Origin of the sequence: Agromyces allii, assembly GCF_009749385.1 — a bacterium.
Lineage (GTDB): Bacteria > Actinomycetota > Actinomycetes > Actinomycetales > Microbacteriaceae > Agromyces > Agromyces allii.
On sequence record NZ_WBIN01000012.1, the window covers coordinates 203,995 to 228,559 of the forward strand.

Below are 24,565 nucleotides of genomic sequence, written 5' to 3' on the forward strand. Positions count from 1 at the left end.
GCATACGCGTCGGAAGAACCGACCGAGCGCCGACCATGCGCCGACCACGCGCCGACCTCGCCACGGGAGGTCCACACCGATTTCCGGGAAGGTGTCGATTTCTCGGGGCCGATCTCGTCACCATGGTGTGACGAGCTTCGCCACGGCCCGGGAACGGGCACCGACGCAAGGAGTGACACCGATGACGGACACGTACCTCTACCTCATTCACGAGCCCGATTGGGACTCCGACGCGGTGCTCGAGGGCGGCGGCGCGGAGGACGACTCGCACGGAGCGAACTTCGCCGAGCACCGGGTCTTCCAGGAGGCCGTCGAGCGCCTCGGTGCGCGGATCGTCGGCGCGTCCGCATTGCAGAACGCGCGGCACGGCGGACGCGTCACCCCGGGCACCGGCGACCGGCTCGAGGCCGACGCGGTCTACTCCGACGGACCGTACCCCGACACCACCGAGGTCGTCTCGGGGTACTACGTCGTCGAGACCGATGACGAGTCGCTCGCCCGGCGCATCGCCGCGCTCGTGCCCACCGCCGGCCACATCGAGTGGCGCAAGGTGTTCCCGATCTCATGACCGATCACGCGTGACCAGGCTCTCGTGACCGATCCGATCGCCGACCTGGGCGAGGACTTCGTCGAAGCCTGGCCGCGGATCGTGCGCGCGCTGGCCGCCTTCACGGGCAGCCTCGACGACGCGCAGGAGTACGCGGCCGAGGCGATGGCGAGGGCCGTCGCCGAGGTCGGCGATCGGGCGGATGCCGGTGGCCGGCCGCTCGGCTCCCTCGCCGCATGGTGCACGGCCGTCGGCAAGCGGGCGTGGATCGACGACCGGCGTCGCGCGGGCGTCGAGCTGCGCCACGCCCAGCGCGAGGCGGGAGAGCTGCGCGGGGCGATCGCGGCCGAGGCGGCCGGTGCCGCGGGCGGGCGAGACGCGGCATCCGCCCTCGACCTGCCGCTCGGCGACGCGCTCGACGACCGGCTGGCGCTGCTGTTCGTGGCCTGCGACCCGGCGCTCACGGAGCAGGCGCGCCTCGTGCTCGCGCTGCGCGTGGTGTGCGGGCTCGACGTGCCGCGCATCGCGGCGCATCTCGGCATCCAGCCCACGGCCGCGGCGGCGCGCCTCACGCGGGCCAAGCACTCGCTCGCCAAGGCGCGCGGGCGCTTCCACGTGCCGGAGGCGCCCGAGCGGCGGGTGCGGCTGCCCGTCGTGCTCGCGAGCGTCGCCGGCATGTTCACGGTCGCGCACCGCGACGTGCTCGATCCGCGCGACCCGCTCGACGACCTCGGCCGCCAGGCGCTCTCGATCGCCGACGCGCTCGTCGCCGAGTACCCCGACGACGCCGAGGTGCGCGGCCTCCGCGCGGTGATCAGGCTGGGCCTCGCGCGACGGCCGGGGCGCCTCGACGGCCACGGGGTCGCACTGCCGCTCGACGAGGTCGACCGCAGCCGCTGGGATCGCCGGCTCATCGAGGCCGGGCTCGACGACGCGGCGGCCGCCGCCGACCGGGGCGACGGCCGCTTCGTGCTCGAGGCCGCCATCGCGGGCCTGCACACGACGGCGCCGAGCTTCGCCGAGACCGACTGGACCCGGGTCGTCGGGTTCTACCGCGCGCTCGAACGCGTCTGGGGCTCGCCGTCGGTGACGGCCGGGCGGCTCGCCGCCGAGCTGCATCGCAGCCTGCTCGCGCCGGAGTCGGGGGAGCGCACGGCCGCCCTGCGCAGGATCGCGGCCGAACTGCAGGAGCTCGCCGACGGCTCGGCGCCGTACGCGGCGCTCGACGCCAGCCTCGCGCTCGCCGACCTGGCCTGGCGCACCGGCCGACGAGAGCAGGCCGCCGCCGAGTACGCTCGGCTCGCCGAACTCGTGCCGACCGAGCCGGTGCGCCGCTTCTGCCTCGCGCGCGCCGGCACGGCCGAGCTCCGACCCTGACCGGCGCCCGGGCGAGGCCGACCGGGCGGACGCCCGAGGCTCAGGCCGCGGCGACCCGCTCGAGCAGCACCATGACCTCGAAGTGCGGCGTCTGCGGGAACATGTCGAACACGCGCGCCCGCACGGGCCGCAGCGACGGCATCGCGGCGAGGTCCTTCGCGAGCGAGGTCGCGTTGCAGCTCGAGTACAGCACGTGACAGATCTCGGATGTCTCGAGCCACCCGCTGAGCTCCGCGCCGATGCCGCGCCGCGGCGGGTTCACGACGACGAGGTCGGGCACGTCGGCCTCCGGCGCGTCGAGCGCGAAGCGCGTGGCATCGCCGGCGGCGAACCGCACGCGGTGGAGTGCGGCATCCGTTCGGCTGAGCTCGGCGCTCGCGACGGCCTCGACGCTCGTCTCGATGCCGGTGACGGCGGGGCCCGAGTCGGGGTCGTCGCTCGCGAGGTGCAGCGCGAAGCCTCCGACGCCCGAGTAGAGGTCCCAGGCCGAGGCGGGCGCGAGGTCGGTGATCCAGTCGCGCGCCTCGGCGTAGAGCGCCGCCGCGATGGCCGTGTTCGTCTGGAAGAAGCTCTGCGGCCGCAGGTGCATCGTCACGTCGTTCAGGCGCATCGAGAGGGTCTGCGCCTCGGTGAGCACGATCTCGTGCTCGCCCTCGAGCACCGCCTTGTGCTCGGGCAGCACGTTGACGCTCACGACGCGCGTGTTCGGCAGGTCGGCGAGCAGGCTCGGCAGGTGCTTGCGGATGCGAGCGACGGGCTCGGTCGAGCGCAGCACGAACCGCACCATGAGCTCGCCGTCGGGCGACTCGGTGACGATGAGGTGCTTCAGCTCGCCCGTGCGGCTCGGCACGTCGTAGGGCGTGATGCGCGCGAGCGTGATGAAGCGCGAGATCGGACCGAACGCGGCTCGGTGTCCGGGCGAGCAGATGCCGCACGCCTGCAGGTCGACCCCGTGGCCATCAGCGTCGAGGATGCCGATCGTGGGCGAGTCGACCGTGCCGCCGACCACCATCTTCGCCTTGTTGCGGTAGTCGCGCTCACCGCTCACGACGGGCGGATGCCACGTGCCGACGCCGAACGGCGCGAGCAGCTGCTCGGCCTTCGCCTGCTTCGCGTCGACCTGCGCCGGGTACGGCTCGCCCATGAGCGAGCACGAGAGGCATCGCCCGGCGTCGAAGTACGCGCAGTCCACGGTGCAAGGCTACGCAGTTCCGGCTGGGCGTTCGCCTCCGGCATCCGCTCGCCGGTAGCGTTCTCGTCATGAGCGCGTGGGAGACGATCGGGGCGATCGCCGAGGTCATCGGGTGGGTCGGACTCGCCGTCGGGCTCGTGTGCCTGCTGCTCGTGCTGCTCATCCGCATCGCCGACGGGCGCTGGCTGCCCACCGACGCGGTCATCGCCGACGAGCCCGACGGCAGCTTCGTGCGCTGGTTCGCCGAGGGGGAGTTCCACTCGCGGCGGCTCAGCGCCGACGAGCGGCACCATGTCGCGAACCCGGCGGAGGAGCCTGCGTTCTACCGCGAGCGGGAGCCCAGGCACCTGCGGCTGCACGAACCGCCCACCGGTCGCCGCGTGCTGCGGCTGCTCGGGTTCGTGTTCCTCGCGCTCGCCGTGGTCGCCGGCACCGTCGGCGTCATCGCGATGCTCGTCGGCTGAGCTGCGAACATCGGATGCCGCGGCATCCGCCCTACTCGAGCGCGGCGAACTTCTCGATGTCGCCCTCGGTGCCCGACACGATGATGAGGTCGTGATTGGAGACCACCGTGTTCTCGGTGGCGTACGTGAACGGCTTGCCGGGGCTCTTCACGCCGACCACCGTCACGCGGTGCTTCGATCGCACGCCCGACTCGGTGAGGTTCTTGCCGCGGATCGGCTTGGGCGGGTACATCTTCACGAGCGCGAAGTCGTCGTCGAACTCGATGAAGTCGAGCATGCGGCCCGACACGAGGTGCGCCGTGCGCTCGCCGGCCTCGCGCTCGGGGTAGATCACGTGGTTCGCGCCGATGCGCTCGAGGATCTTGCCGTGCGAGGCCGAGATCGCCTTGGCCCAGATCTGCGGGATCTTCAGGTCGACGAGGTTCGCGGTGATGAGCACCGAGGCCTCGACCGAGGAGCCGACCGCGCACACCGCGATCGAGAAGTCCTGCGCACCGATCTGGCGCAGGGCGTCGATCGACTTGGCGTCGGCGACGACGGCGTGCGTGACCCGCTCCGACCACTTCTGCACGAGGATCTCGTCGGTGTCGACGGCGAGCACCTCGCGGCCGAGGCGATCGAGCTGCCCCGCGGTGGCGGCGCCGAACCGGCCGAGGCCGATGACGAGCACCGGGGCGTCGTGCTTGATGCGATCAACCAACGATGGGCCTCTCTTCCGGACGCTTGAACAACTGTCGTCGCTGGCTCGCTGCGAGGGCCGCGGCGAGAGTCACTGTACCAACGCGGCCCATGAACATCGTGGCCGCCATGACGTAGACGCCCTCGGGCGGGAGCTCTGCGGTGAGTCCCGTCGACAGCCCGCATGTCGCGAACGCCGAGATGACGTCGAACAGCACGTTCTCGAAGGGCGCCTTCGTGATCTGGAGGATGATGATCGACGAGACGGCCACGATCGTCGCACCCCAGAGCACGACGCTGACCGAGAGGCGCAGCATGTCGCGCGGTATGCGGCGGCCGAACGCCTCCATCGAGGGGGCGCCTCGCGCCTCCGCGACCGCGGCGAGGAACAGCACGGCGAGGGTCGTGACCTTGATGCCGCCGGCCGTCGAGGCCGAACCGCCGCCGATGAACATGAGCATGCTGCTCACGAGCTGGCTCGAGCCGTACAGGTCGTGCATGTTCACGGTCGCGAACCCGCCCGACCTCGTCATGGCCGACATGAAGAACGACTGGAACACCGTCGCGCCCGCATCGAGCTGCCCGTAGGTGCGCGGGTTGCTGTGCTCGAGCAGCACGAACATGCCGGCGCCGAGCACGAACAGGATCACCGTCGTCGTGATCGTGAGCTTCACGTGCAGGCTCCACTTGCGCGGCTGCCGCCAGGCGCGGGCCAAGGCGAAGATGACCGGGAAGCCGAGGCTGCCGAGGAACACCCCGATCATGAGGAGCGACTGCATCCAGTAGTCGTGCTCGAACGGCTGGAGTCCGCCGGGGTTCGGATTGAATCCCGTGTTCGTGAACGCCATCGCCGAGTAGTAGAAGCTGTACCAGACCGAGTGGAACGCGTCGTAGCCCGCGGCGAACATGCTCGGGATCATCGCGATGGCGATCGTGCCCTCGATGACGAGCGCGCTGATCGCGACGGTCGCGAGCAGCCCGCCGACCTCGCCGAGCTTGACGGCCTGGCGTTCCGCGACCGGGCCGACGTGGATGCGCGAGGGGTTCGTGTCGCTCGCCGCCATGAGCTTCGAGCGCAGGCCGAGGCGACGCGAGATGACGAGGCCGAGGATCGATGCGAGCGTCAGTACGCCGATGCCGCCGATGTTGACGCCGATGAACACGAGAAGGTTGCCGAACGGCGACCAGTAGGACGCCATGTCGACGGTCGCGAGCCCGGTGACGCAGATCACCGACACGGCCGTGAAGAGGGCGTCGTGCAGCGGTGCGGAACTGCCCTCGCCGGCGCGCGCGATCGGCAGTGAGAAGAGCAGCGTGAAGATGAGGATCAGGCTCGCGAAGATCACGATCGCGAACCGGGAGGGCGAGTGCTTGACGAACGCGTCGACGGCGTCGCGCAGTCGGCCGAGCCACGACCGCTGGTCGTATCGACCCCCGCGGCCCATCGGCTGAACGCGCATCGACCCCCCTCAGCACCATCGTCGCGACGCGTGTGTCATGGTACTCCCCGCCCGGAATGACTAGCCTTGCACCATGGCGGACATCTTCGACGTGGTGGCGGACGCGACCCGACGCGACATCCTTGCGGTTCTCCTCGAGCGCGAGTCCGTCTCGCCCGAGTCGCACGGCGAGATCAGCGTGTCCGAGATCGTCGCCTCGCTCGGCCTCAGCCAGCCGACCGTCTCCAAGCACCTCAAGGTGCTCCGCGAAGCCGGCCTCGTGAGCGTGCGCGAAGAGGGCCAGCACCGCTACTACCGGCTCGACCGCGGCCCGCTCGAGACCCTCGAGGACTGGCTGATCCCCTTCATGTCATCGGATGCCGCGGCCGACGCCGCGACCCTCGCAGTCGCCGCCGAGGTCGACGCCGAGAACCTGCGGGCCGAGCAGCGCGCGTTCGCCTCCGCGATCGGCAAGGCGTTCGCCGAGACCGCGCACCAGGTCAGCGCGGTCGTCGCGCCCATCAAGCGCAAGTAGCGCCGCCGGAGCCTCGCCGGTCGAGGAGGGCGCCCGGCGCCCGTCTCGAGACCAGCGCTCCTGCAGGTCGCTCAGCGCAGCCGCTTGATCATCTCGAGTTCGAGGCCGCCCGGCGCCAGCTCGTACTCGCGCGTGTGGCCGGTGAGGCTGAACCCGAGCTTCTCGTAGAACGCGATCGCCCGGGGGTTCTGCTCGTGCACCTCGAGGCGCAGCACGTCGCCGTGCTCGAGCGCCCACTCCTCGACGGCTTCGAGCAGTCGCCGTGAGACCCCGCGCGCGTCGCCCCGGTAGGCCGGGCTGACGTACACGCCGACGAGCAGCGGGTCGGCCGCGGCATCCGGGATCCAGCCGCCCATGTGGCCCACCCAGCGGTCGCGGTCGATCGCGACGACGGAGGTCTGGCCCGGGGTCGTGCCGCGTGCGGCGCGCAGGCGCCAGACCGCCTCGGAGGCGTGCTGCGCATGCTCGAGCGTCTCGCCGAACGCGATGGGCGTGTCTTCGAGCATCTCGAGCCGGAGCTCGCGAACCTGCCGCCAGTCGTCTTCACGAGTGGTGCGGATGATGGGCTCGCGGCGGCGCATCCCTCGACGCTAACGCACCGTGATCAGGGGCGCGTCTCGAATCGGCTAGACTATCCCGAGGCTTTCTGCCTGCGGCTGCGACTCGCGCGGCCGACTCGATCTTTTCTGTGAGGTTCTGATGGGTTCCGTCATCAAGAAGCGCCGCAAGCGTATGGCGAAGAAGAAGCACCGCAAGCTGCTTCGCAAGACGCGTCACCAGCGTCGCAACAAGAAGTAGTCCGACTGCTTCACCGCTGAGAGCGTCAGGCCCACGGCCTGGCGCTTTTCGCTGTACCCGGGCGCGGTCTTCCGACGGTCGAGGAGCGAAGCGTCTCGAGACCCCATCTCGCCCGACGCTCGCTGCGTAGGCTTGAGGGCATGACCCGCGACATCCGCCTCACCCTCATCGGCAAACCCGGATGCCACCTCTGCGACGACGCGCGCGAGGTCGTGCAGGCCGTCATCGCCGAGGTCGAGGCGACGGATGCCGGTGGCCGGCCGGTGCTCGAGGAGCAGTCGATCCTCGACGACCCCGCGCTCGCGGAGCGATACGCCGAGGAGATCCCGGTGCTGCTCGTCGACGGCCGCATGCACGCCTACTGGCGTGTCGACGCGGAGCGCCTGAAGGCCGCCCTGCTCGCGGTCTGACGACCGCGCCCGCGACCGCATACCGGTCATCCGGGCTGCCTCCGAGGGTTGCCTGTGCGATCGCGTGTCGACGCTTGTCTTTCCCGAACCCGCATGCAACGGTGGGACCAGCGTCGCCGGGGGGTGGCGCGTTCGCATGCGGGGAAGGCGATTCATGAGCGACGTTCTGCCAGGGGGAGTCCTTCCGATTCCCGACCAGGTCTACACCGGACCGATGGTCATGGACGCGAAGAAGATGGAGGAGAAGCTTCCTCCGATCCAGATGAAGCGCCCCCCGAAGCAGGCGCCCAACGTGCTCCTCGTGCTCCTCGACGATGTCGGCTTCGGCGCCTCGAGCGCCTTCGGCGGCCCGGTTCCGATGCCGACGGCCGAGCGCCTCGCCGGTGGCGGCCTGCGCTACAGCCGCTTCCACACCACGGCGATCTGCTCGCCGACGCGCGCCGCGATGCTCTCCGGCCGCAACCACCACCAGGTCGGCATGGGCCAGATCACCGAGACGGCGACGCCGTCGCCCGGCTACCGGTCGACGCGCCCCAACTCGTGCGTGCCCCTGCCCGAGATCCTCAGGCAGTCCGGCTACAACACGGCGCAGTTCGGCAAGTGCCACGAGGTGCCCGTCTGGGAGAGCGGTCCGACGGGGCCCTTCGACCACTGGCCCGCCTTCAGCGGCTTCGAGAAGTTCTACGGCTTCATCGGCGGCGAGACCAACCAGTGGACGCCGGCCCTCATCGACGGCGTCGGATTCATCGAGCCGCCCACGGATCCCGACTACCACCTGATGCCCGACCTCGCCGACCAGACGATCCGGTACATCAACCAGCAGAAGGCGCTCACGCCCGACAAGCCCTTCTTCGTCTACTTCGCACCGGGTGCGACCCACGCTCCGCACCACGTGCCCAAGGAGTGGATCGCCAAGCACAAGGGCAAGTACGACCAGGGCTGGGACAAGCTCCGCGAGGAGACGTTCGATCGCCAGAAGGCGCTCGGCGTGATCCCCGACGACGCCGTGCTCACCGAGCGCTCGGAGGGCATCCCGGCCTGGGACGACACCGACGAGGCCATGCGGCCGATCCTCGCCCACCAGATGGAGGTCTACGGCGCGTTCCTCGAGTACGCCGACCACCACACCGGTCGCGTGATCGACGCGCTCGAGGCCCTCGACATCCTCGACGACACGCTCGTGCTCTACATCATCGGCGACAACGGCGCCTCTGCCGAGGGCGGCCTGAACGGCGCCTTCATGCTCTCGACCGCGGCCAACGGCGGCGCGGAGTACGAGACCACCGAGTTCTGGACCGAGAACCTCGACAAGATCGGCGGGCCCGAGGCCTACAACCACTACGCCGTCGGCTGGGCGCACGCGATGTGCACCCCGTACCAGTGGACCAAGCAGGTGGCGTCGCACTACGGCGGAACCCGCAACGGCACGATCCTGCACTGGCCCTCGAACGTGAAGGCCAGGGGCGAGATCCGCGAGCAGTGGCACCACGTCATCGACATCGCGCCGACCATCCTCGACCTCGCGGGGCTCGCGCAGCCGCACACCGTGAACGGTGTGACCCAGGTGCCGATGCACGGCGTCTCGATGGCGTACAGCTTCGACGATGCCGGCGCCGACGTGCGGCACACCACCCAGTACTTCGAGATCATGGGCAACCGCGGCATCTACCACAAGGGTTGGACGGCGCAGACCCGGCACCGCACGCCGTGGGACGTCGTGGGCGCCGCCCCCGAATTCTCCGACGACGTCTGGGAGCTCTACGACACGACGGTCGACTGGACCCAGTCGAACGACCTCGCGAAGGAGAACCCCGCGAAGCTCGCCGAGCTGCAGCAGCTCTTCCTCATCGAGGCGACGCGCTACAACGTCATTCCGCTCGACGACCGCGCCGCCCAGCGCATGAACCCCGAGTTCGCCGGCCGCCCGACCATCGTGCAGGGCGACACCCTTCGTCTCTACGAGGGCATGACCCGCCTCAACGAGAACGTCGCGATCAATGTGAAGAACCGCTCCTGGTCGGTGACCGCGGAGGTGGTCGTGCCTGCCGACGGCACGCTCGACGGCGCGATCGTCGCGCAGGGCGGCCGCACCGGCGGCTGGTCGTTCTTCGCCGAGGGCGGCAAGCTCGGGTTCCACTACAACTTCTGCGGGCTCCTTCGGTCCACCGCGCTCTCCGACGCCGTGATCGGTGCCGGGAAGCACCAGGTGCGGGCCGAGTTCGCGTACGACGGCGGCGGCATCGGCCGGGGCGGCACCGTGACGCTGTTCATCGACGGCGCGACATCCGGAACCCCGACCGTCGTGAAGCGCACCCATCCGATGTACTTCTCGTTCGACGAGGGCCTCGACGTGGGCAGCGACACCGGCATGCCGGCGTACGAGGGCTACGCGACCGAACAGGGGCGGTTCACCGGCACCATCGACTGGGCCCAGATCGATCTCGGCACCGATGACCATAGCCATCTCATCGACCCCGAGGAGTGGCTCCAGGCGGCCATGCGCCACCAGTAGGACCGTCGGATGCCGCGCGCTCGAGGGCAGCCGCAGCATCCGTTCGAATGAGTACGAATGGAAGCGCGCGGGGCGGCTCGTGCGTGTGAGGGGAAGCGAACAGGATGTCGAAGAGCGAGAAGATCCAGCGGAGCGCACTGCCTATCCCGGATCTGGCGTACACCGGAACGGTCACGTACGACGCGACGGACCCTGATACGCACTACCCGCCCATTCAGCCGATCCGCCCTCCGGCCGGAGCGCCGAACGTGCTCGTCGTCCTCATCGACGACACCGGCTTCGGCGCCTCGAGCGCGTTCGGGGGACCCGTTCGGACGCCGAACTTCGAGCGGGTGGCTGCTGCCGGCCTCAAGTACACGCGGTTCCACACGACGGCCCTGTGCTCGCCGACGCGTGCAGCACTGCTCTCGGGCCGCAACCACCACACCGTGGGCATGGGCGGGATCACCGAGATCGCCACGAGCGCTCCCGGGTACAGCTCTGTTCGCCCGAACACCTGCGCACCGCTGGCCGAAACGCTCAAGCTGAACGGCTACAACACCTCGCAGTTCGGCAAGTGCCACGAGGTTCCCGTCTGGGAGGCCAGCGCGACCGGACCGTTCGACCACTGGCCGTCGCCGGGCAACGGGTTCGAGTACTTCTACGGGTTCCTCGGCGGTGAGACCAACCAGTGGTATCCCGCGATCTACGAGAACACCTCGCCGGTCGAGCCGTGGGGAACGCCGGAAGAGGGCTACCACTTCATGGCCGACATGACGGAGAAGGCGATCGACTGGACCCGCCAGCAGAAGTCGCTCGCACCCGACAAGCCGTTCTTCACCTACTTCGCGCCAGGTGCGACGCACGCCCCGCACCACGTGCCGGCGGAGTGGGCCGACATGTACAAGGGTCAGTTCGACCAGGGCTGGGACGAGGTGCGCAAGGAGACCTTCGCCCGCCAGCTCGAACTCGGGGTCATCCCCGCCGACGCCGTGCTCACTGAACGCAGCCCGGGCATCCCGTCGTGGGACGAGATGAGCGACGTCATCAAGCCGGCCCTCGCCCGTCAGATGGAGGTCTACGCCGGCTTCCTCGCCTACGCCGATCACTACGTGGGCAAGCTGCTCGACGCCTACGAGGAGCTCGGCATCCTCGACGACACCCTCGTCTACGTGATCATCGGCGACAACGGTGCCTCTGCCGAGGGCTCGATGCACGGGACGACCAACGAGGGCTTCACGATCAACCACATGAACGAGATCGAGAGCGAGGAGTACGTCGCCGCGCACATCGACGACCTCGGCAAGCCCAGCTCGTACAACCACTACGCCGTCGGCTGGGCGCACGCCATGGACACCCCCTACCAGTGGACCAAGCAGGTCGCGTCGCACTGGGGCGGCACGCGCAACGGCACCATCGTGAGCTGGCCGAACGGCGGCGTGGAGCAGGGCGGCATCCGCAACCAGTTCAGTCACGTCATCGACGTCGCGCCCACCGTGCTCGAAGCCGCAGGGATTCCCGAGCCGACGACCGTGAACGGGGTGACGCAGCGGCCCTACGAGGGCACACCGATGAACTACACCTTCGCAGATCCGACGGCCGAGGAGCGGCACACGACGCAGTACTTCGAGATGGTCGGCAACCGCGCCATCTTCCACAAGGGCTGGACCGCCGTGGCGAAGCACAAGGACCCGTGGCTGGGCTCGAGTCATGGCCTCGACGAGGACGTCTGGGAGCTCTACAACGTCGAAGAGGATTGGACTCAGTCCAACGACCTCGCCGCGCAGGAGCCCGAGAAGCTCGCGCACCTTCAGCAGCTCTTCCTGATCCAGGCCGCACGCTTCAATGTGCTGCCGCTCGACATTCGCACGGCGGAACGCTTCAATCCAGACCTCGCGGGACGCCCGACCCTCGTCACGGCCCAGAGCCAGAAGCTCTACCGCGGCATGCGCCGGCTCAGCGAGAACACCTCGATCAACATCAAGAACAAGTCGTTCACGGTGACGGCCAAGGTCGAGGTCCCCGAGGGCGGCGCGAACGGAGTGATCATCGCTCAAGGCGGAGCCTATGGCGGATGGTCGTTCTACGGGGTCGACGGCAAGCTCGCCTTCGCGTACAACCTGCTCGGCATCCAGCTCGACATCGTGCGCTCGGATGCTCCGGTACCTGCGGGCACCTCCGAGCTGCGTGCGCACTTCGCCTATGACGGCGGAGGCGTCGCGAAGGGCGGAACGGTCACGCTCTTCGCCGACGGCGACCAGATCGGCGAGGGCAGGGTGGAGAGGACCATCCCGTTCCAGTTCACGTTCGACGAGACGACGGATGTCGGGGTCGATCTGGCGTCTCCGGTCTCGACCGACTACTCGGCCAAGGGCAACGAGTTCAGCGGAACGCTCGACTGGGTGCAGATCGACCTGGGCGACGACGACCACTCCCACCTGATCGACGACGAGCACAAGCTGCACGTCGCGATGCTGAAGCAGTGAACATGAGCGAGATCCTTCCCTCCTGGCGCGACGCCGCCACCCGCTCGGCCGTCGTCGAGTTCGTCGAGCGCGTCGCCGGTGACGGGCCCGGCGCCGTGCCGGAGGGTGAGCGCGTCGCCGTGTTCGACAACGACGGCACGCTCTGGAGCGAGAAGCCCATGCCGACGCAGCTGCACTACATCGTGGAGCAGTGGGCCGCCGCCGCGAAGGCCGATCCGTCGCTCGCCGACCGCCAGCCCTACAAGGCGGCGGTCACGCACGACTTCGCCTGGCTCGGGGGTGCCGTCGACAAGCACTACGAGGGCGACGACAGCGATCTCAAGGTGCTGATCGGCGCGCTCGTCGGCGTCACGGCCGGCATGAGCGTCGAGGACTACGCGACATCCGTCTCGGAGTTCTACGAGAACGCCAGGCACCTCACGCTCGGCACGCCGTACGCCGACGCGGTGTACCGCCCGATGGTCGAGCTGCTGCGCTACCTCGAGGCGAACGGGTTCACGGTCTACATCGTGTCGGGCGGCGAACGCGACTTCATGCGGCCCATGACGCAGGAGTACTACGGCATCCCGCCCGAGCACGTCGTCGGCTCGGCCCTCGGCCTCGCGTTCGACGAGGACTCGCACGAGGTGCGCTACACCGCGGGCCTCGACTTCTTCGACGACGGCCCCGAGAAGCCCGTGCGAATCTGGAGCCGCATCGGCCGACGCCCGCTCATCGCCTGCGGCAACTCCAACGGCGACATGCAGATGCTCGACTTCACGCGCAAGGGCGACGGCCTCGCACTGCTCGTACACCACGACGACGACACCGGTCGTGGTGACGACCCCTACGACAAGGGGGCGGATGCCGCGCTCGCCGCGGCCGACGACCGCGGGTACACCGTGGTCAGCGTCAAGGACGACTGGTCGAACGTCTTCGTGGACCCGGCGGGGTGAGCGCCCCAGCGACGGCGCACCGCCGGCGCCTGTTCTTCCCGACGCTCGCCGGGTACCGGCGCGCATGGCTCGGAGCCGACCTGCTGGCGGGGCTCTCGGCGGGCGCCGTCGTGATCCCGCAGGCGATGGCGTACGCGACCATCGCGAACCTGCCCGTGCAGGTCGGCCTCTACACGTGCATGGTGCCGATGCTCGTCTACGCGATGCTCGGCGGCTCGCGCGCCATGAGCGTGTCGACGACGTCGACCATCGCGACGCTCACGGCGACCACGCTCGTCGCGGCCGGCGTCGCGGCGGGGAGCGACGATCCGATCCCCGACCTCATCGTGCTCACGCTGCTCGTCGGCGTGATCCTGCTCATCGCGCGGCTCGCGAAGCTGGGCTCGCTCGTCGAGAACATCTCGCGGGCCACGATCGTCGGCATCCAGATCGGCGTCGGCGCGACGGTCGCGGTCGGGCAGCTGCCGAAACTGCTCGGTGAGACGACGGATGTCTCGGCGCACGGCTTCATCCGTTCGCTCGAGGCCGTCGGGGCGGCGCTTCCGGCGGCGAACTGGGCGACGATCGCCCTCTCGGCCGGATCGATCGTGACGCTCTTCGTGCTGAAGCGCTTCCTGCCCCGCGTGCCCGGGCCGCTCATCGTCGTCGCGGCCGGCATCCTGCTCGTCGCGTTCGCCGGCATCGACGACGCGGGCGTCGAGCTCATCGCGCCCGTGCCGCAGGGCTTCCCGGTGCCCGAGCTGCCGAGCTTCGCGCACATCGGCGAGCTGCTGCCCGGCGCCTTGGCCATCGCGATCATGGCGTTCCTCGAGTCGGCTGCGGTGGCCCGCGGCATCCGCAAGCCCGGTGAGACGCAGATCGACTCGAACCAGGAGCTCTTCGCCACGGGTGCCGCAAACACGATCGGATCGTTCTTCCAGGTCGTTCCGGCGGCCGGCGGGTTCTCGCAGAGCGCGGTCAACCAGGGCGCCGGCGCGCGCACGCAGCTCGCATCGATCGTGACGGTCGTGCTCGCGGTGCTCGTGGCGCTCTTCCTCGGCCCGATCCTGAGCCTGCTGCCGCAGGCGACCCTGGCGGCGCTCGTGTTCGTCGCGGTCATCGGGCTCATCGACATCGGGTCGCTCGTGCGCTTCTGGCGCATCAGCCGCAACGACTTCTGGATCGCGGTCGTCACCGCCGCCGTCGGCCTGAGTGCGGGCCTGCTCCTCGCGGTCGCGGTCGGCATCGTGGCGACCCTCGGCGTGGTGCTGCACGAGTTGAACCGCGTGCGCGTCGACGTCGAGGAGCCCAGCGGCGAGGTGCTGCCGGTTCGCCTGGTCGCCCCGCTCTACACGGCCAACGTGCTCGCCCACGAGAACGCCGTGCTCGCCGCGGTCGAGGAGCACCCCGGCGTGCGCTCGGTCGCGCTGGAGCTCACCCGGCAGGGCGCGGTCTCGATCACGGTGCTCGACACGCTCGCCGACCTCGACCGCGAACTCCGCGGGCAGGGGGTCGAGCTGCGCCTCGCCGCAGTGCCCGAGGCGGGCGCGGCGACGGCGCGCAAGGGCCGCTGGTTCGCCGACCTCGAGCGGGAGGGGCGGGTCTACCCGACCCTCGTCGAGGCGGTTGCAGCGCCGATCGCCCAGTCGCCCGCTTCCGCGAGCGCCGACGCGGCCGAGTAGGCCGCGCCGGCGCTCGACCGGATGATCAGGGGAGCAGGCGCGTCGGTCCGCGGAAGAGGTACGTGGTCTCGCGGATCGAGGACTCGCCCAGCATGAGCATCAGCACGCGCGCGAGGCCCATGCCGAAGCCGCCGTGCGGGGGAACGCCGTAGCGGAAGAAGTCGAGGTAGAACTCGAGCTCCTCGGGGTCGAGCCCCTTCTCCTTCGCCTGCTCGACGAGCACGTCGATGCGGTGCTCGCGCTGGGCGCCGGTGGAGATCTCGACGCCGTTGTAGATGAGGTCGTACGAGTTCGTGAGGCTCGCGTCGCCCTCGTGGCGCATGTGGTAGAACGGCCGGATGCTCGACGCGTAGTCGGTGAGGAACACGAAGTCGTGCCCGAACGTCTCCTTGACGTACGCCGAGATCTGGCGCTCGCCCTCGGGGTCCATGTCGGCGTCGGCGCGGGGCACGACGTAGCCGTGGTCGGCGACGATCTGCTTCGCCTCGGCGAGCGGGATGCGGGGGAACGGACGCGAGGGAACCGCGAGCTCGATGCCGAAGTGCTCCTGGATCGCGGCGCCGTGCTTCGCGACGACGGCCTCGAAGCCGGCGACGATGAGCTCCTCGTGCAGGGCCATGACGTCTTCGTGCGAGTCGATCCAGCTGATCTCGGTGTCGACCGAGGTGAACTCGGTCGCGTGGCGCGAGGTGAACGAGGGGTCGGCGCGGAACGCGGGGCCGACCTCGAAGATGCCGCCGAAGCCGGCGGCCTGAGCCATCTGCTTGAAGAACTGCGGGCTCTGCGCGAGGTAGGCCTTGCCCTCGAAGTAGTCGACCTCGAACAGCTCGGCGCGCGACTCGGAGGCCGAGGCCATGAGCTTCGGCGTCTGGATCTCGATGAGGCCCTTCTCGACCCAGACCCCGCGCAGCGCGTGCAGGAAGGTGGTCTGGATGCGGAAGATGAGGGCCTGCTTCGGGTTGCGCAGGTCGAGGAAGCGCCAGTCCATGCGCTTGTCGAGGCTCGAGTCGGCCGCGATCGGCGTCTCGGGGTTCGCCTCGGAGACGACCTCGAGGGTCGCGAGCTTGACCTCGATGCCGCCGAGCTTGACGCGCTCGTCGTGCTTGAGCTCGCCGGTCACGCGGATGAAGGAGCCGTGCGAGAGGGCCGAGATCGCCTCGGTCGTCGCGAGGCGCGCGGGGGCCGTCTGGTCGGCCGCCTCGCCCTCGGCGGGCTCGGGCAGTTCGCGGAGCGCGGGGTTCACGACCTGCACGGCGCCGGACTCATCGCGGAGGATGACGAACTGCACCTTCTTCTGATCGCGGACGGTCTCGACCCATCCGGCGATCGTGACGGGGCCGTCGGGAAGGGCGGCGAGGTTCTTGACGAGGGTGCGTTCGTTCACGAGGGTCCATCCTACTGGGGTCGCACGGGTGCGATCCGGCTAACCGGTCAATGCGGTAGCGGGCGGCCGGATGCAGGCGGTCTCGGCGGTTTCAAAGGAACGCGATCCCTAGACTGGAGACCGTGCCTGCCGAGCAGATCCATCTCGTGCGCCATGGCGAGGTGTTCAACCCCCAGGGCGTGCTCTACGGACGACTCCCGGGCTACGGGCTCTCCGATCTCGGGCGCCGGATGGCGCAGGCAGCAGCCGACGAACTCGTGCGCGTCGGGCGGCCGGTGAGCACGCTCATCGCCTCCCCGCTGCAGCGAACGCAGCAATCCGCGGAGCCCATGACCGCCGCGTTCGCGTTCGAGCCGACGCTCGACGAGCGCGTCATCGAGCCCGAGAACCGGTTCGAGGGCAAGCGCATGACCGGCCCGGGCGGCGCCCTCGGCGATGCGCGCAACTGGCGATTCCTCATCAACCCGTGGGAGCCCAGCTGGGGCGAGCCGTTCGGCTCGATCGCGGCGCGCATGCTCGCGGCGGTCGACGACGCCTGGCGCGGCGCCGACGGCGGCGACGTCGTCATCGTCAGCCACCAGCTGCCCATCTGGATGGTGCACCGCAAGCTCGCGGGCCTCTCGCTCGCGCACGACCCGCGCCGCCGCCGCTGCGCGCTCTCGAGCATCACGACGCTCGAACGCCGCGGCGACCGGTTCGTCGAGGTCGACTACCGTGATCCGGCCGCCGGCCTCGCCGCGCAGGCCACCGATGTGGGAGCCGTGTGATGCGCCGTACCCTTCGCGGGCGCCGGCCCGTCTCGATCGCGACCGGAGCCGCAGCGCTCGTCGCGGCATCCGCCCTCCTGCTCACCGGGTGCACGAGCGACCCGCTGGCCGACCAGTTCCGCGAGGGCAGCGGCAAGAACTACATCGCGGGCGACGGCAGCATCAGCGAGTACGCCGTGGCCGACCGCGGCGAGCCCATCGAGTTCTCGGGCGAGACGGTCGAGGGCGACGCGTTCGACTCGGCCGACACGCTCGGCGAGGTCACGGTCGTGAACTTCTGGTATGCGGGCTGCGCGCCGTGCCGGGTGGAGTCGCCCATCCTCGAGGACGTGTTCCAGGGCTATTCGGGCGACGACGCAGAGGTGGCGTTCGTGGGCGTGAACGTGCGCGACCAGGCCGGCACCGCGGCATCCTTCGAGGAGAAGTACGGCGTGACCTACCCGTCGATCCTCGACGTCGAGTCGGGCGTGGCGCAGCTCGCGTTCGCCGGCCCGGTGCCCCCGGCCGCCGTGCCCACGACCATCGTGCTCGACCGCGAGGGCCGCATCGCCGCACGCGTGCTCGGCCAGCTCACCGAGGCGTCGATCCTCGAGTCGCTCGTCGACCGCGTCCTCGACGAGCAGGCCTGACGTGGGCGGCATCGGCGAGATCGTCCTGAACGGACAACTGCTCGCCGCCGTCCCCATCGCGCTCGCCGCGGGCATCGTCTCGTTCCTCTCGCCGTGCGTGCTGCCGCTCGTGCCGGGCTACCTCGGCTACATCGGCGGTTTCGTCGAGGCGTCGGCGGATGCCGCGGAGGAGCGTCGACACCGGCGCCGCCTCGTGTTCGGCGTGCTGCTGTTCATCGCCGGCTTCACGCTCGTGTTCGTCACCTTCAACCTGCTCGCGGGCGTCGCCGGAGCCTGGTTCAACGCGTACGGCGACGCGATCACGCGCGTGCTCGGCCTCGTGCTCATCGTGATGGGCCTCGTCTTCATCGGGCAGTTCACGTTCCTGCAGCGCACGATCAAGCCGTCGTGGCGACCGGCGACCGGGCTCGCGGGAGCGCCCCTGCTCGGCGTCGTGTTCGGCCTCGGGTGGACGCCCTGCATCGGCCCGACGCTCGCGGTCGTGCTCACGCTCAGCGCCGACTCGGGCTCGGTGTGGCGGAGCGTGCTGCTCGGCCTCGCGTACTGCATCGGCCTCGGCATCCCGTTCCTGCTCGTCGCCCTCGGCTTCGGCTGGGTGACCGGATCGCTCGCGTTCGTGCGCCGGCACATCCGCGCCATCAACATCATCGGCGGATCGCTGCTCATCGCGATCGGCCTCCTCATGCTCTCGGGTCTCTGGACCATCTGGATGTACGAACTGCAGGCGGTGATCTCCGGCTTTGTCCCCGCGATCTGACCCGGGTGCGCTCTCGCGCCCCGACGACCACATCGACTCGCCCGAACCCTCGGCCGACGCGGCATCCGTCACGCAGCCGAAGCTCGGCTTCACCGGGTGGGTGCGCTTCGGCTGGCGGCAGCTCACGAGCATGCGCACCGCGCTGCTGCTGCTCCTGCTCGTCGCGATCGCGGCCGTGCCGGGCTCGCTCGTGCCGCAGCGCTCGAGCGATCCGAACGGCGTCACCCAGTACTTCCAGGACAACCCCGACCTGGCGCCGGTGCTCGACTCGTTCCAGATGTTCGACGTCTACACGTCGGCGTGGTTCTCGGCGGTGTACCTGCTGCTGTTCGTGTCGCTCATCGGCTGCATCATCCCGCGCACGAAGCACCACTTCGACGCCCTGCGGGCGCGCCCGCCGCGCACACCCGTGCGGCTCTCGCGACTGGCCGGCTACACCGAGCGCACCCTGCCCGAGGGCGAGACGGCGGATGCCGCGATCACGCGTGCTGCGGCCGAGCTCAAGCGCGCCGGCTACCGGGTCGAGCGCTACGACCTGCGCGGCGAGGCGTCGGTCTCTGCCGAGCGCGGGTACCTGCGCGAGACGGGCAACCTCGTGTTCCACACGGCGCTGCTCGGCATCCTCGTGGCGGTCGGCATCGGCGGCGGGTTCGGATTCGCCGGCCAGCGCGTGGTCGTCGAGGGGCAGTCGTTCGTGAACACGCTCGCGTCGTTCGACTCGTTCAACCCGGGCCGCTTCTTCAACGACTCGAACCTCGACCCCTACAAGCTCACGCTCACCGACCTCGAGGCCGTCTACGAGACCGAGAACCAGAAGGCGCTCGGCCAGCCCATCGACTTCACGGCGAACGTCGAGATCACCGCGCGCGGCAGCGACGAGACCACGACCGGCCAGGTCAAGGTCAACCACCCGCTGCGCGTGCACGGCACCGACGTCTACCTGCTCGGCAACGGCTACGCGCCGACCGTCACGGTGCGCGACGCCGACGGCGAGGTCGTCTTCACCGACGCGATCCCGTTCCTGCCCCAAGACGCGAACCTCACCTCGATCGGCGTCGTCAAGGTTCCCGACGGCATGCCCGAGCAGCTCGGCATGGTCGGGTTCTTCTACCCGACGCAGACCACGCTCGACTCGGGCGCGTACTCCTCGAGCTACCCCGACCTCGTCTACCCGGTGCTCACGCTGAACGTGTACTCGGGCGACCTCGGCATCGACGGCGGCACGCCGACCTCGGTCTACACGCTCGACCCGTCGACCATGGAGCAGCTCACCGGCGGCAAGACGGGCGTCGACTCGATCGAGCTGATGCCGGGCCAGACGCAGGACCTCCCGAACGGGCTCGGCACCGTGACCTTCGAGGACGCGACCCCCGAGGGCGAGCCGAACGCCGCCGACGGCGACTACTCGCAGAGCGTCGAGCGCTTCGCCAGCTTCGACATCCACCGCGACCCGTCGCAGGCCTGGGTGCTCGTCTTCGCGATCCTCATCATCGCGGGCCTGCTCGTCTCGCTCTTCATCCCGCGCCGCCGCATGTGGGTGAAGGCCGCGAAGCGCCCCGACGGCACCATCGTGCTCGAATACGCCGGCCTCGCCCGCGGCGAGGACCCCGGACTCGACGAGGCTGTGAGCTCGTTGGCCGACAAGCACGGCGGCGACGCACTCGAAGACCCAGAATCCGCCGGTGATCCGGCGAAACCGACGACGTAAGGTTGTAGGCGTGACGCTCGACGACATCTCCATCACGCTCGTGTACTCGGCCATGGCCGTCTACGCGATCGCGTTCATCGCCTATGCGATCGACCTCGCGCGCCGCTCCGCGGTCGCCGCCAGCGCTGCGGATGCCGCGGCCGCCGCGTCGCTCGCATCCTCGGCCGACTCGGCGACCGTCGGCACCCCGGCGACCGTCGGGGCTCCCGCAACCGTCGGAGCCGCCGCCGGCGGCGCCGCTCCGGCCCCTGGTGTCCCGTCGAAGGGCGGCCGCGGCGCGGCATCCGCTGCTCCGATCGACGGCGCCTCCGTGGCCTACGGGCGTTCGCCGTCGCTGCGCGTCGCCGTCGCGATGACCGTGCTCGCGTGGCTGCTGCACCTCGCCGCCGACATCACCCGCGGTCTCGCCGCTGGCCGGGTCCCGTGGGCGAACATGTACGAGTTCGCCCTCACCGGCACGCTCATCATCACGACCGTCTACCTGCTCGTGCTCGTCGTCTCGAAGCACGACCTGCGCTTCCTCGGCACGTTCATCACGGGCCTCGTGCTCGTGCTGCTCGGCATCGCGACCGTGAACTTCTACGTCAGCGTCGTGCCGCTGCCGCCGGCACTGCAGTCGGCCTGGCTCGTCATCCACGTGTTCGTGGCGACCTCGGCCGTCGGGTTCCTCGCGCTCGGCTTCGCGCTCTCGGTCGTGCAGCTCATGCAGTCGCGCCGCGAGACGATGCTCGCCACCGCGAAGCAGGTCAAGCGCTCGTTCCTCGCCACGCTGCCGAACTCGGCGACGCTCGAGAACCTCGCCTACCGCGTGACGATCATCGGCTTCATCCTCTGGACCTTCACGCTCATGGCCGGTGCGATCTGGGCCGAGGCCGCCTGGGGCCGCTACTGGGGCTGGGACACCAAGGAGGTGTGGACCTTCATCATCTGGGTGGTCTACGCCGGCTACATCCACGCCCGTGCGACGCGCGGCTGGCGCGGCTCGCGCTCGGCCTGGCTCGCGATCATCGGCTTCTCGACGGTCATGTTCAACTTCACCGTCGTCAACCTGTTCTTCAAGGGACTGCACGCGTACTCGGGGCTCTGAGCCCTCGAACCCGCTCATTCGCGTACGGGGCGTCGCCGATCGGGCGGCGCCCCGTTCGCGCGTCCCGGGCCGGACCCGTCTCGCGGCGGGGCATTGCGCGCATGCCGCTGCGGGAGCACGATCGCTGTATGACGCTCCTCGAGCGTGAGCGCGAGCTCGACGACCTCGCGTCCGCCGCCCGCGCCGCCCTCGAGGGGCGCGGCGAGGTGCTGCTCGTGCACGGCGAGGCCGGCATCGGCAAGACGAGCGTGGTGGCTGCACTCCGCGCCGATCCGCCAGACGGATGTCGCGTGCTGGTCGGGGCGTGCGACGCCCTCGCGACGCCGCGCACCCTGGGCCCGCTGCGCGACCTGACGCCGCTCGTCGGGCCGCGTCTGGCCGCCGCGCTCCGAGCCGGCGACCGCGAGGAGGTGTTCGACGCCCTGCGCGACGAACTCACGGCCGAGCCGGGCACGGTGCTCGTCGTCGAGGACGTGCACTGGGCCGACGAGGCGACCCTCGACGCGGTGACGTTCCTGGCCAGGCGCATCGAGACGCTGCCGGCGCTCATCGTGCTGACCTATCGCGACGACGAGGTCGACCAGGGGCATCCGCTCGCTCGGGTCCTGGGCGATCTGCACACGAACGTGCGCCACCTCGCGATCGCCCGGCTTTCGCGCGACGCCGTGGGTGCGATCGCGGCCGAACGGGGGCTCGACTCGCAGCAGGTGTTCGAACTGACGCGCGGCAACCCGTACTTCGTCGGCGAACTGGTCGCCTCGGCCGATGCCGAGCACGTGCCGCGATCGGTCGTCGACGCCGTCACCGGCCGACTCCATCGCCTGCCCGCCGAGACGAGGCTCCAGGTCGAGCAGCTCGCGGTCATCCCCTCGGCGGTGGCTCCCGCCGAGGTCGCGCGGCTCGTGCCCGGGGGAGCCGCGGCGCTCGGCCCGGCCGAGGAGCGCGGGCTGCTCACCGTGCGCCCCGACGGGGTCGTGTTCCGGCACGAGCTGACCCGGCGCGCGATCGTGGATGCGATGCCGTCGGCCCGGCGCATCGACCTGAACGCGCGCGTGCTCGCGGTGCTGCTCGACCTCGACGCCGACCCGGCCCGCATCGTCTCGCATGCGGTCGAGTGCGGCGACGGCGAGGTCGTCGCGGCCTGGGCTCCGCGTGCCGCGCGGGACGCCGCCGTCGGCGGCGCCCATCGGCAGGCGGCCGTGCACTACCGGGCGGCGCTCGCGGCGATGGACGCCGCACACGGTGACGCGGCCGGCCGAGCCCCCGGTCCGGTCGAGCGAGCCGACCTCATGCAGGCCTTCGCCATCGAGCTGTACACGCTCGGCGCCGATCAGGAGGCCGTGTCGGTGCAGGCCGAGGTCCTGCTGGCGCGGCGCGCGGCCGGTGACGCCACCGCGCTCGGCGCGAGCCTGCGGTGGGCCTCGCGCTTCCACTGGCTCGCCGGGCAGCGGCCCGAGGCCGAGGCGACGGCGCGCGAGGCATCCGAACGCCTGACGGACTCGCCCGATCGGGCGTTGTTCGCCCTCGCACTGAGCAACGAGGCGCAGCTCGCGATGCTCGCGCACGACCTACCGCGCACCCTCGAACTCGCACCGCGGGCCGTCGCGATCGCCCGTGAGACCGGCGACCCTCGAGCCCTCTCGCACTCCCTCAACAACCTCGGCACGGCGCACCTGCTGGGCGACGACGATGCGGGCATCGCGGAGCTCACGGAGGCCGCCGCGGTCGCGACCGCCGCCAACCTCATGGACGATGCGGCGCGCGCCCACGTCAACCTGGTGTGGAGCCTGCTCGACCAGTACCGGCTCGACCTCGCCGAACAGCATCTCGACGCGGCGCTCGAGACCTCGTCGCGGGCCGAGGTGATGGGGCTCTGGACCTACCAGAAGGTCGAGCGGGCGCGACTGCATCTCGCCCGGGCGGAATGGGATGCCGCGCTGGTCGAGGCCGCGTACGGCATCGAGGCGCTGCCGCACGCGTACTGCGTCGCGCTCACGGTGATCGGCACCGTGCAGGTCAGGCGCGGCGAGCCCGAGGGAGCCGCGACCCTCGACGCCGCCCGCCGACTCGCGGCGCGGCTCGGCGAGTTCCAGCGCACCGAGCCGGTCGCCGCCGCGCTCGCGGAGGCGGCGCTCCTCCGCGGCGACCGTGCCGAGGCGCTGGCGATTGCGCGCCGCGCGCACGCGGAGGCCGTGGGGCTCGGTGCCGCGAACGAGGAGGCGGAGCTCGCCGCGTTGCTGCGGCAGGCCGGAGCCACGGACGTGGAGCCTCCCGACATCCGCCTTCCCTTCGCCGCCCAGGCTCGCGGCGACTGGCGGACCGCCGCCGACCGCTGGCGGGCGATCGGCGCGCCGTACCACGAGGCGGTCGCCCTCGCCGAGAGCCCCGATGACGACGACCTCCTCGCGGCACTGGCGATCCTCGACCGGATCGGGGCGGTGCCGCGCGCGCGACTCGTTCGCGCCGAACTGCGCGAACGGGGTGTGCGGAGCATCCCGCGCGGCCCGTCGCGGCCGACCCGGTCGAACCCCGAGGGGCTCACCGATCGGCAGGTCGGCGTGCTCCGGCTCCTCGCCGAAGGACTGACGAACGCCGAGATCGCCGCGCGGCTCGTGCTGTCGGTGCGCACGGTCGACAGTCACGTCGCGGCGATCCTCGCGAAGCTCGGGGCTGCGTCGCGGCAGGACGCCGTGCTCGAGGCGCGGCGACTGGGCGTGTTCGCGGACTGATCGCGGTCCGGTGCCCGGCACGCCTGCCAGTCGGGCGTCGGCGAGATCTCGGTAGGTCGCGGCCGAGATCTCGGTACCCGTCGCCGATGAGCGGTCGTGCCCGCTCGCCGTAGAACTGGAGTGTGCCCGAGAACGGGCGCATCGAGGAAACCGAGGACACCATGAACACCGCAGTCGTCAGCACCGGCCAGGCACCCGTTCGCACGATCGCACCGCAGACCTTCGCCCGCCGGATGTCGCGGCGAGCCGGGCTGGCCCTGCTCGCGTGGGCCGAGAAGACCCGCCGGCGCGCGATCCCGAGCCGCGAGGAGCTCGCCGAGCTGCACGAGCGGCGCGAGGTCGCCGAGCGGCTGCGCGAGGAGCGGTTCGGTTCGGTCGCCGTCGGCCGTCTCATCTGACCGGACACGCGTTCGGCCATGCGGCGGAAGAGGGCGACGCCGGAGATCCGACGACGCCCCCTTCCCGGCTCGCGACGCCGAAGGTCTCGGCAG

Annotated in this window: 22 protein-coding genes; 17 read left to right on the top strand and 5 right to left on the bottom strand. The window is 70.5% G+C overall.

Translation table 11 applies throughout. From position 1 onward, the window contains the following. The first annotated feature begins 181 nt into the window (after positions 1-181). Both GQR16_RS15860 and GQR16_RS15865 read left to right on the top strand, forming a co-directional pair. Complete coding sequence (locus tag GQR16_RS15860; protein ID WP_157416122.1) at positions 182-568, top strand: YciI family protein; 387 nt, start codon at positions 182-184, stop codon at positions 566-568. 24 nt (positions 569-592) lie between these two features. Next, complete coding sequence (locus GQR16_RS15865) at positions 593-1,924, top strand: DUF6596 domain-containing protein (RefSeq protein ID WP_211373549.1); 1,332 nt, start codon at positions 593-595, stop codon at positions 1,922-1,924. Between the two features lie 40 nt (positions 1,925-1,964). Here the strand turns inward: GQR16_RS15865 and rlmC are convergent, their stop codons facing one another. Beyond that, a complete protein-coding gene (gene rlmC, locus GQR16_RS15870) occupies positions 1,965-3,116 on the bottom strand; it encodes a 23S rRNA (uracil(747)-C(5))-methyltransferase RlmC (RefSeq protein WP_157416123.1) in 1,152 nt (383 codons plus the stop codon). A 68-nt stretch (positions 3,117-3,184) separates the two neighbouring features. On the opposite strand from rlmC, the gene GQR16_RS15875 reads away from it, so the two are divergent. Continuing rightward, a complete protein-coding gene (locus tag GQR16_RS15875; RefSeq protein ID WP_157416124.1) occupies positions 3,185-3,580 on the top strand; it encodes a hypothetical protein in 396 nt (131 codons plus the stop codon). Between the two features lie 31 nt (positions 3,581-3,611). Here the strand turns inward: GQR16_RS15875 and GQR16_RS15880 are convergent, their stop codons facing one another. Together GQR16_RS15880 and GQR16_RS15885 are read right to left on the bottom strand one after the other, a co-directional pair. Beyond that, on the bottom strand, positions 3,612-4,280 hold the full coding sequence (locus GQR16_RS15880) for a potassium channel family protein (RefSeq protein WP_067872323.1): 669 nt from the start codon (positions 4,278-4,280) through the stop codon (positions 3,612-3,614). Continuing rightward, positions 4,273-5,718 (bottom strand): TrkH family potassium uptake protein, encoded by a 1,446-nt coding sequence (locus GQR16_RS15885; RefSeq protein WP_211373550.1) that lies wholly within the window; start codon positions 5,716-5,718, stop codon positions 4,273-4,275. The genes GQR16_RS15880 and GQR16_RS15885 overlap by 8 nt, the downstream gene beginning before the upstream one ends. 73 nt (positions 5,719-5,791) lie before the next feature. Here GQR16_RS15885 and GQR16_RS15890 point away from each other — a divergent pair, with 73 nt between their 5' ends. Then, on the top strand, positions 5,792-6,232 hold the full coding sequence (locus GQR16_RS15890) for an ArsR/SmtB family transcription factor (protein WP_157416125.1): 441 nt from the start codon (positions 5,792-5,794) through the stop codon (positions 6,230-6,232). 71 nt (positions 6,233-6,303) lie between these two features. On the opposite strand, the gene GQR16_RS15895 is transcribed toward GQR16_RS15890, so the two are convergent. Further along, a complete protein-coding gene (locus GQR16_RS15895; protein ID WP_157416126.1) occupies positions 6,304-6,813 on the bottom strand; it encodes a GNAT family N-acetyltransferase in 510 nt (169 codons plus the stop codon). Between the two features lie 118 nt (positions 6,814-6,931). Between GQR16_RS15895 and GQR16_RS15900 the strand changes: the two genes are divergently transcribed. The 6 genes from GQR16_RS15900 to GQR16_RS15925 all read left to right on the top strand — a co-directional run bounded on the left by GQR16_RS15900 (position 6,932) and on the right by GQR16_RS15925 (position 15,013). Beyond that, entirely contained in the window at positions 6,932-7,030 is a 99-nt protein-coding gene (locus tag GQR16_RS15900) for a 30S ribosomal protein bS22 (protein WP_003792170.1), read from the top strand. Between the two features lie 140 nt (positions 7,031-7,170). Further along, positions 7,171-7,440 carry a glutaredoxin family protein gene (locus GQR16_RS15905; protein WP_157416127.1) on the top strand — a complete coding sequence of 90 codons (270 nt, stop codon included), beginning with the start codon at positions 7,171-7,173 and terminating at the stop codon, positions 7,438-7,440. Between the two features lie 154 nt (positions 7,441-7,594). After that, positions 7,595-9,952 (top strand): arylsulfatase, encoded by a 2,358-nt coding sequence (locus tag GQR16_RS15910; protein WP_157416128.1) that lies wholly within the window; start codon positions 7,595-7,597, stop codon positions 9,950-9,952. A 104-nt stretch (positions 9,953-10,056) separates the two neighbouring features. Then, on the top strand, positions 10,057-12,417 hold the full coding sequence (locus tag GQR16_RS15915; protein WP_157416129.1) for an arylsulfatase: 2,361 nt from the start codon (positions 10,057-10,059) through the stop codon (positions 12,415-12,417). Positions 12,418-12,419: 2 nt separating this feature from the next. After that, a complete protein-coding gene (locus tag GQR16_RS15920) occupies positions 12,420-13,352 on the top strand; it encodes an HAD family hydrolase (RefSeq protein ID WP_157416130.1) in 933 nt (310 codons plus the stop codon). After that, entirely contained in the window at positions 13,349-15,013 is a 1,665-nt protein-coding gene (locus GQR16_RS15925) for a SulP family inorganic anion transporter (protein WP_246200879.1), read from the top strand. The genes GQR16_RS15920 and GQR16_RS15925 overlap by 4 nt, the downstream gene beginning before the upstream one ends. A gap of 25 nt (positions 15,014-15,038) precedes the next feature. Here GQR16_RS15925 and aspS read toward each other — a convergent pair whose 3' ends face one another. Then, positions 15,039-16,397, bottom strand: coding sequence for an aspartate--tRNA(Asn) ligase (aspS, locus tag GQR16_RS15930; protein ID WP_157416131.1), 1,359 nt, complete (start codon positions 16,395-16,397; stop codon positions 15,039-15,041). 122 nt (positions 16,398-16,519) lie between these two features. Here aspS and GQR16_RS15935 point away from each other — a divergent pair, with 122 nt between their 5' ends. The 7 genes from GQR16_RS15935 (at position 16,520) to GQR16_RS15965 (ending at position 24,472) form a co-directional block, all read left to right on the top strand. Continuing rightward, the gene (locus GQR16_RS15935; protein ID WP_157416132.1) at positions 16,520-17,164 is read left to right on the top strand and encodes a histidine phosphatase family protein; all 645 of its coding nucleotides are present in this window, start codon (positions 16,520-16,522) and stop codon (positions 17,162-17,164) included. Then, positions 17,164-17,793: a TlpA family protein disulfide reductase gene (locus GQR16_RS15940; protein ID WP_157416133.1), complete on the top strand. Its 630-nt coding sequence runs from the start codon at positions 17,164-17,166 to the stop codon at positions 17,791-17,793. Before GQR16_RS15935 ends, GQR16_RS15940 begins: the two co-directional genes overlap by 1 nt. Before the next feature lies 1 nt (position 17,794). Then, positions 17,795-18,550: a cytochrome c biogenesis CcdA family protein gene (locus tag GQR16_RS15945; protein WP_157416134.1), complete on the top strand. Its 756-nt coding sequence runs from the start codon at positions 17,795-17,797 to the stop codon at positions 18,548-18,550. Further along, on the top strand, positions 18,534-20,258 hold the full coding sequence (gene resB / locus GQR16_RS15950; protein WP_157416135.1) for a cytochrome c biogenesis protein ResB: 1,725 nt from the start codon (positions 18,534-18,536) through the stop codon (positions 20,256-20,258). The genes GQR16_RS15945 and resB overlap by 17 nt, the downstream gene beginning before the upstream one ends. Positions 20,259-20,310: 52 nt before the next feature. Beyond that, positions 20,311-21,345: a c-type cytochrome biogenesis protein CcsB gene (ccsB, locus tag GQR16_RS15955; RefSeq protein WP_157416184.1), complete on the top strand. Its 1,035-nt coding sequence runs from the start codon at positions 20,311-20,313 to the stop codon at positions 21,343-21,345. 128 nt (positions 21,346-21,473) lie between these two features. After that, complete coding sequence (locus tag GQR16_RS15960) at positions 21,474-24,074, top strand: ATP-binding protein (protein ID WP_157416136.1); 2,601 nt, start codon at positions 21,474-21,476, stop codon at positions 24,072-24,074. A 161-nt stretch (positions 24,075-24,235) separates the two neighbouring features. After that, positions 24,236-24,472 carry a hypothetical protein gene (locus tag GQR16_RS15965; protein ID WP_157416137.1) on the top strand — a complete coding sequence of 79 codons (237 nt, stop codon included), beginning with the start codon at positions 24,236-24,238 and terminating at the stop codon, positions 24,470-24,472. Positions 24,473-24,565 lie beyond the last annotated feature (93 nt).

Excerpts from the sequence above, each read along its gene's own strand:
- GQR16_RS15860 (WP_157416122.1), top strand. The coding sequence starts at position 182 with ATGACGGACACGTACCTCTACCTCATTCACGAGCCCGATTGGGACTCC.
- GQR16_RS15875 (WP_157416124.1), top strand. The coding sequence starts at position 3,185 with ATGAGCGCGTGGGAGACGATCGGGGCGATCGCCGAGGTCATCGGGTGG.
- GQR16_RS15885 (WP_211373550.1), bottom strand. The coding sequence starts at position 5,718 with ATGCGCGTTCAGCCGATGGGCCGCGGGGGTCGATACGACCAGCGGTCG.
- GQR16_RS15890 (WP_157416125.1), top strand. The coding sequence starts at position 5,792 with ATGGCGGACATCTTCGACGTGGTGGCGGACGCGACCCGACGCGACATC.
- GQR16_RS15895 (WP_157416126.1), bottom strand. The coding sequence starts at position 6,813 with ATGCGCCGCCGCGAGCCCATCATCCGCACCACTCGTGAAGACGACTGG.
- GQR16_RS15900 (WP_003792170.1), top strand. The coding sequence starts at position 6,932 with ATGGGTTCCGTCATCAAGAAGCGCCGCAAGCGTATGGCGAAGAAGAAG.
- GQR16_RS15905 (WP_157416127.1), top strand. The coding sequence starts at position 7,171 with ATGACCCGCGACATCCGCCTCACCCTCATCGGCAAACCCGGATGCCAC.
- GQR16_RS15910 (WP_157416128.1), top strand. The coding sequence starts at position 7,595 with ATGAGCGACGTTCTGCCAGGGGGAGTCCTTCCGATTCCCGACCAGGTC.
- GQR16_RS15915 (WP_157416129.1), top strand. The coding sequence starts at position 10,057 with ATGTCGAAGAGCGAGAAGATCCAGCGGAGCGCACTGCCTATCCCGGAT.
- GQR16_RS15920 (WP_157416130.1), top strand. The coding sequence starts at position 12,420 with ATGAGCGAGATCCTTCCCTCCTGGCGCGACGCCGCCACCCGCTCGGCC.
- GQR16_RS15940 (WP_157416133.1), top strand. The coding sequence starts at position 17,164 with ATGCGCCGTACCCTTCGCGGGCGCCGGCCCGTCTCGATCGCGACCGGA.
- ccsB (WP_157416184.1), top strand. The coding sequence starts at position 20,311 with ATGGCCGTCTACGCGATCGCGTTCATCGCCTATGCGATCGACCTCGCG.
- GQR16_RS15960 (WP_157416136.1), top strand. The coding sequence starts at position 21,474 with ATGACGCTCCTCGAGCGTGAGCGCGAGCTCGACGACCTCGCGTCCGCC.
- GQR16_RS15965 (WP_157416137.1), top strand. The coding sequence starts at position 24,236 with ATGAACACCGCAGTCGTCAGCACCGGCCAGGCACCCGTTCGCACGATC.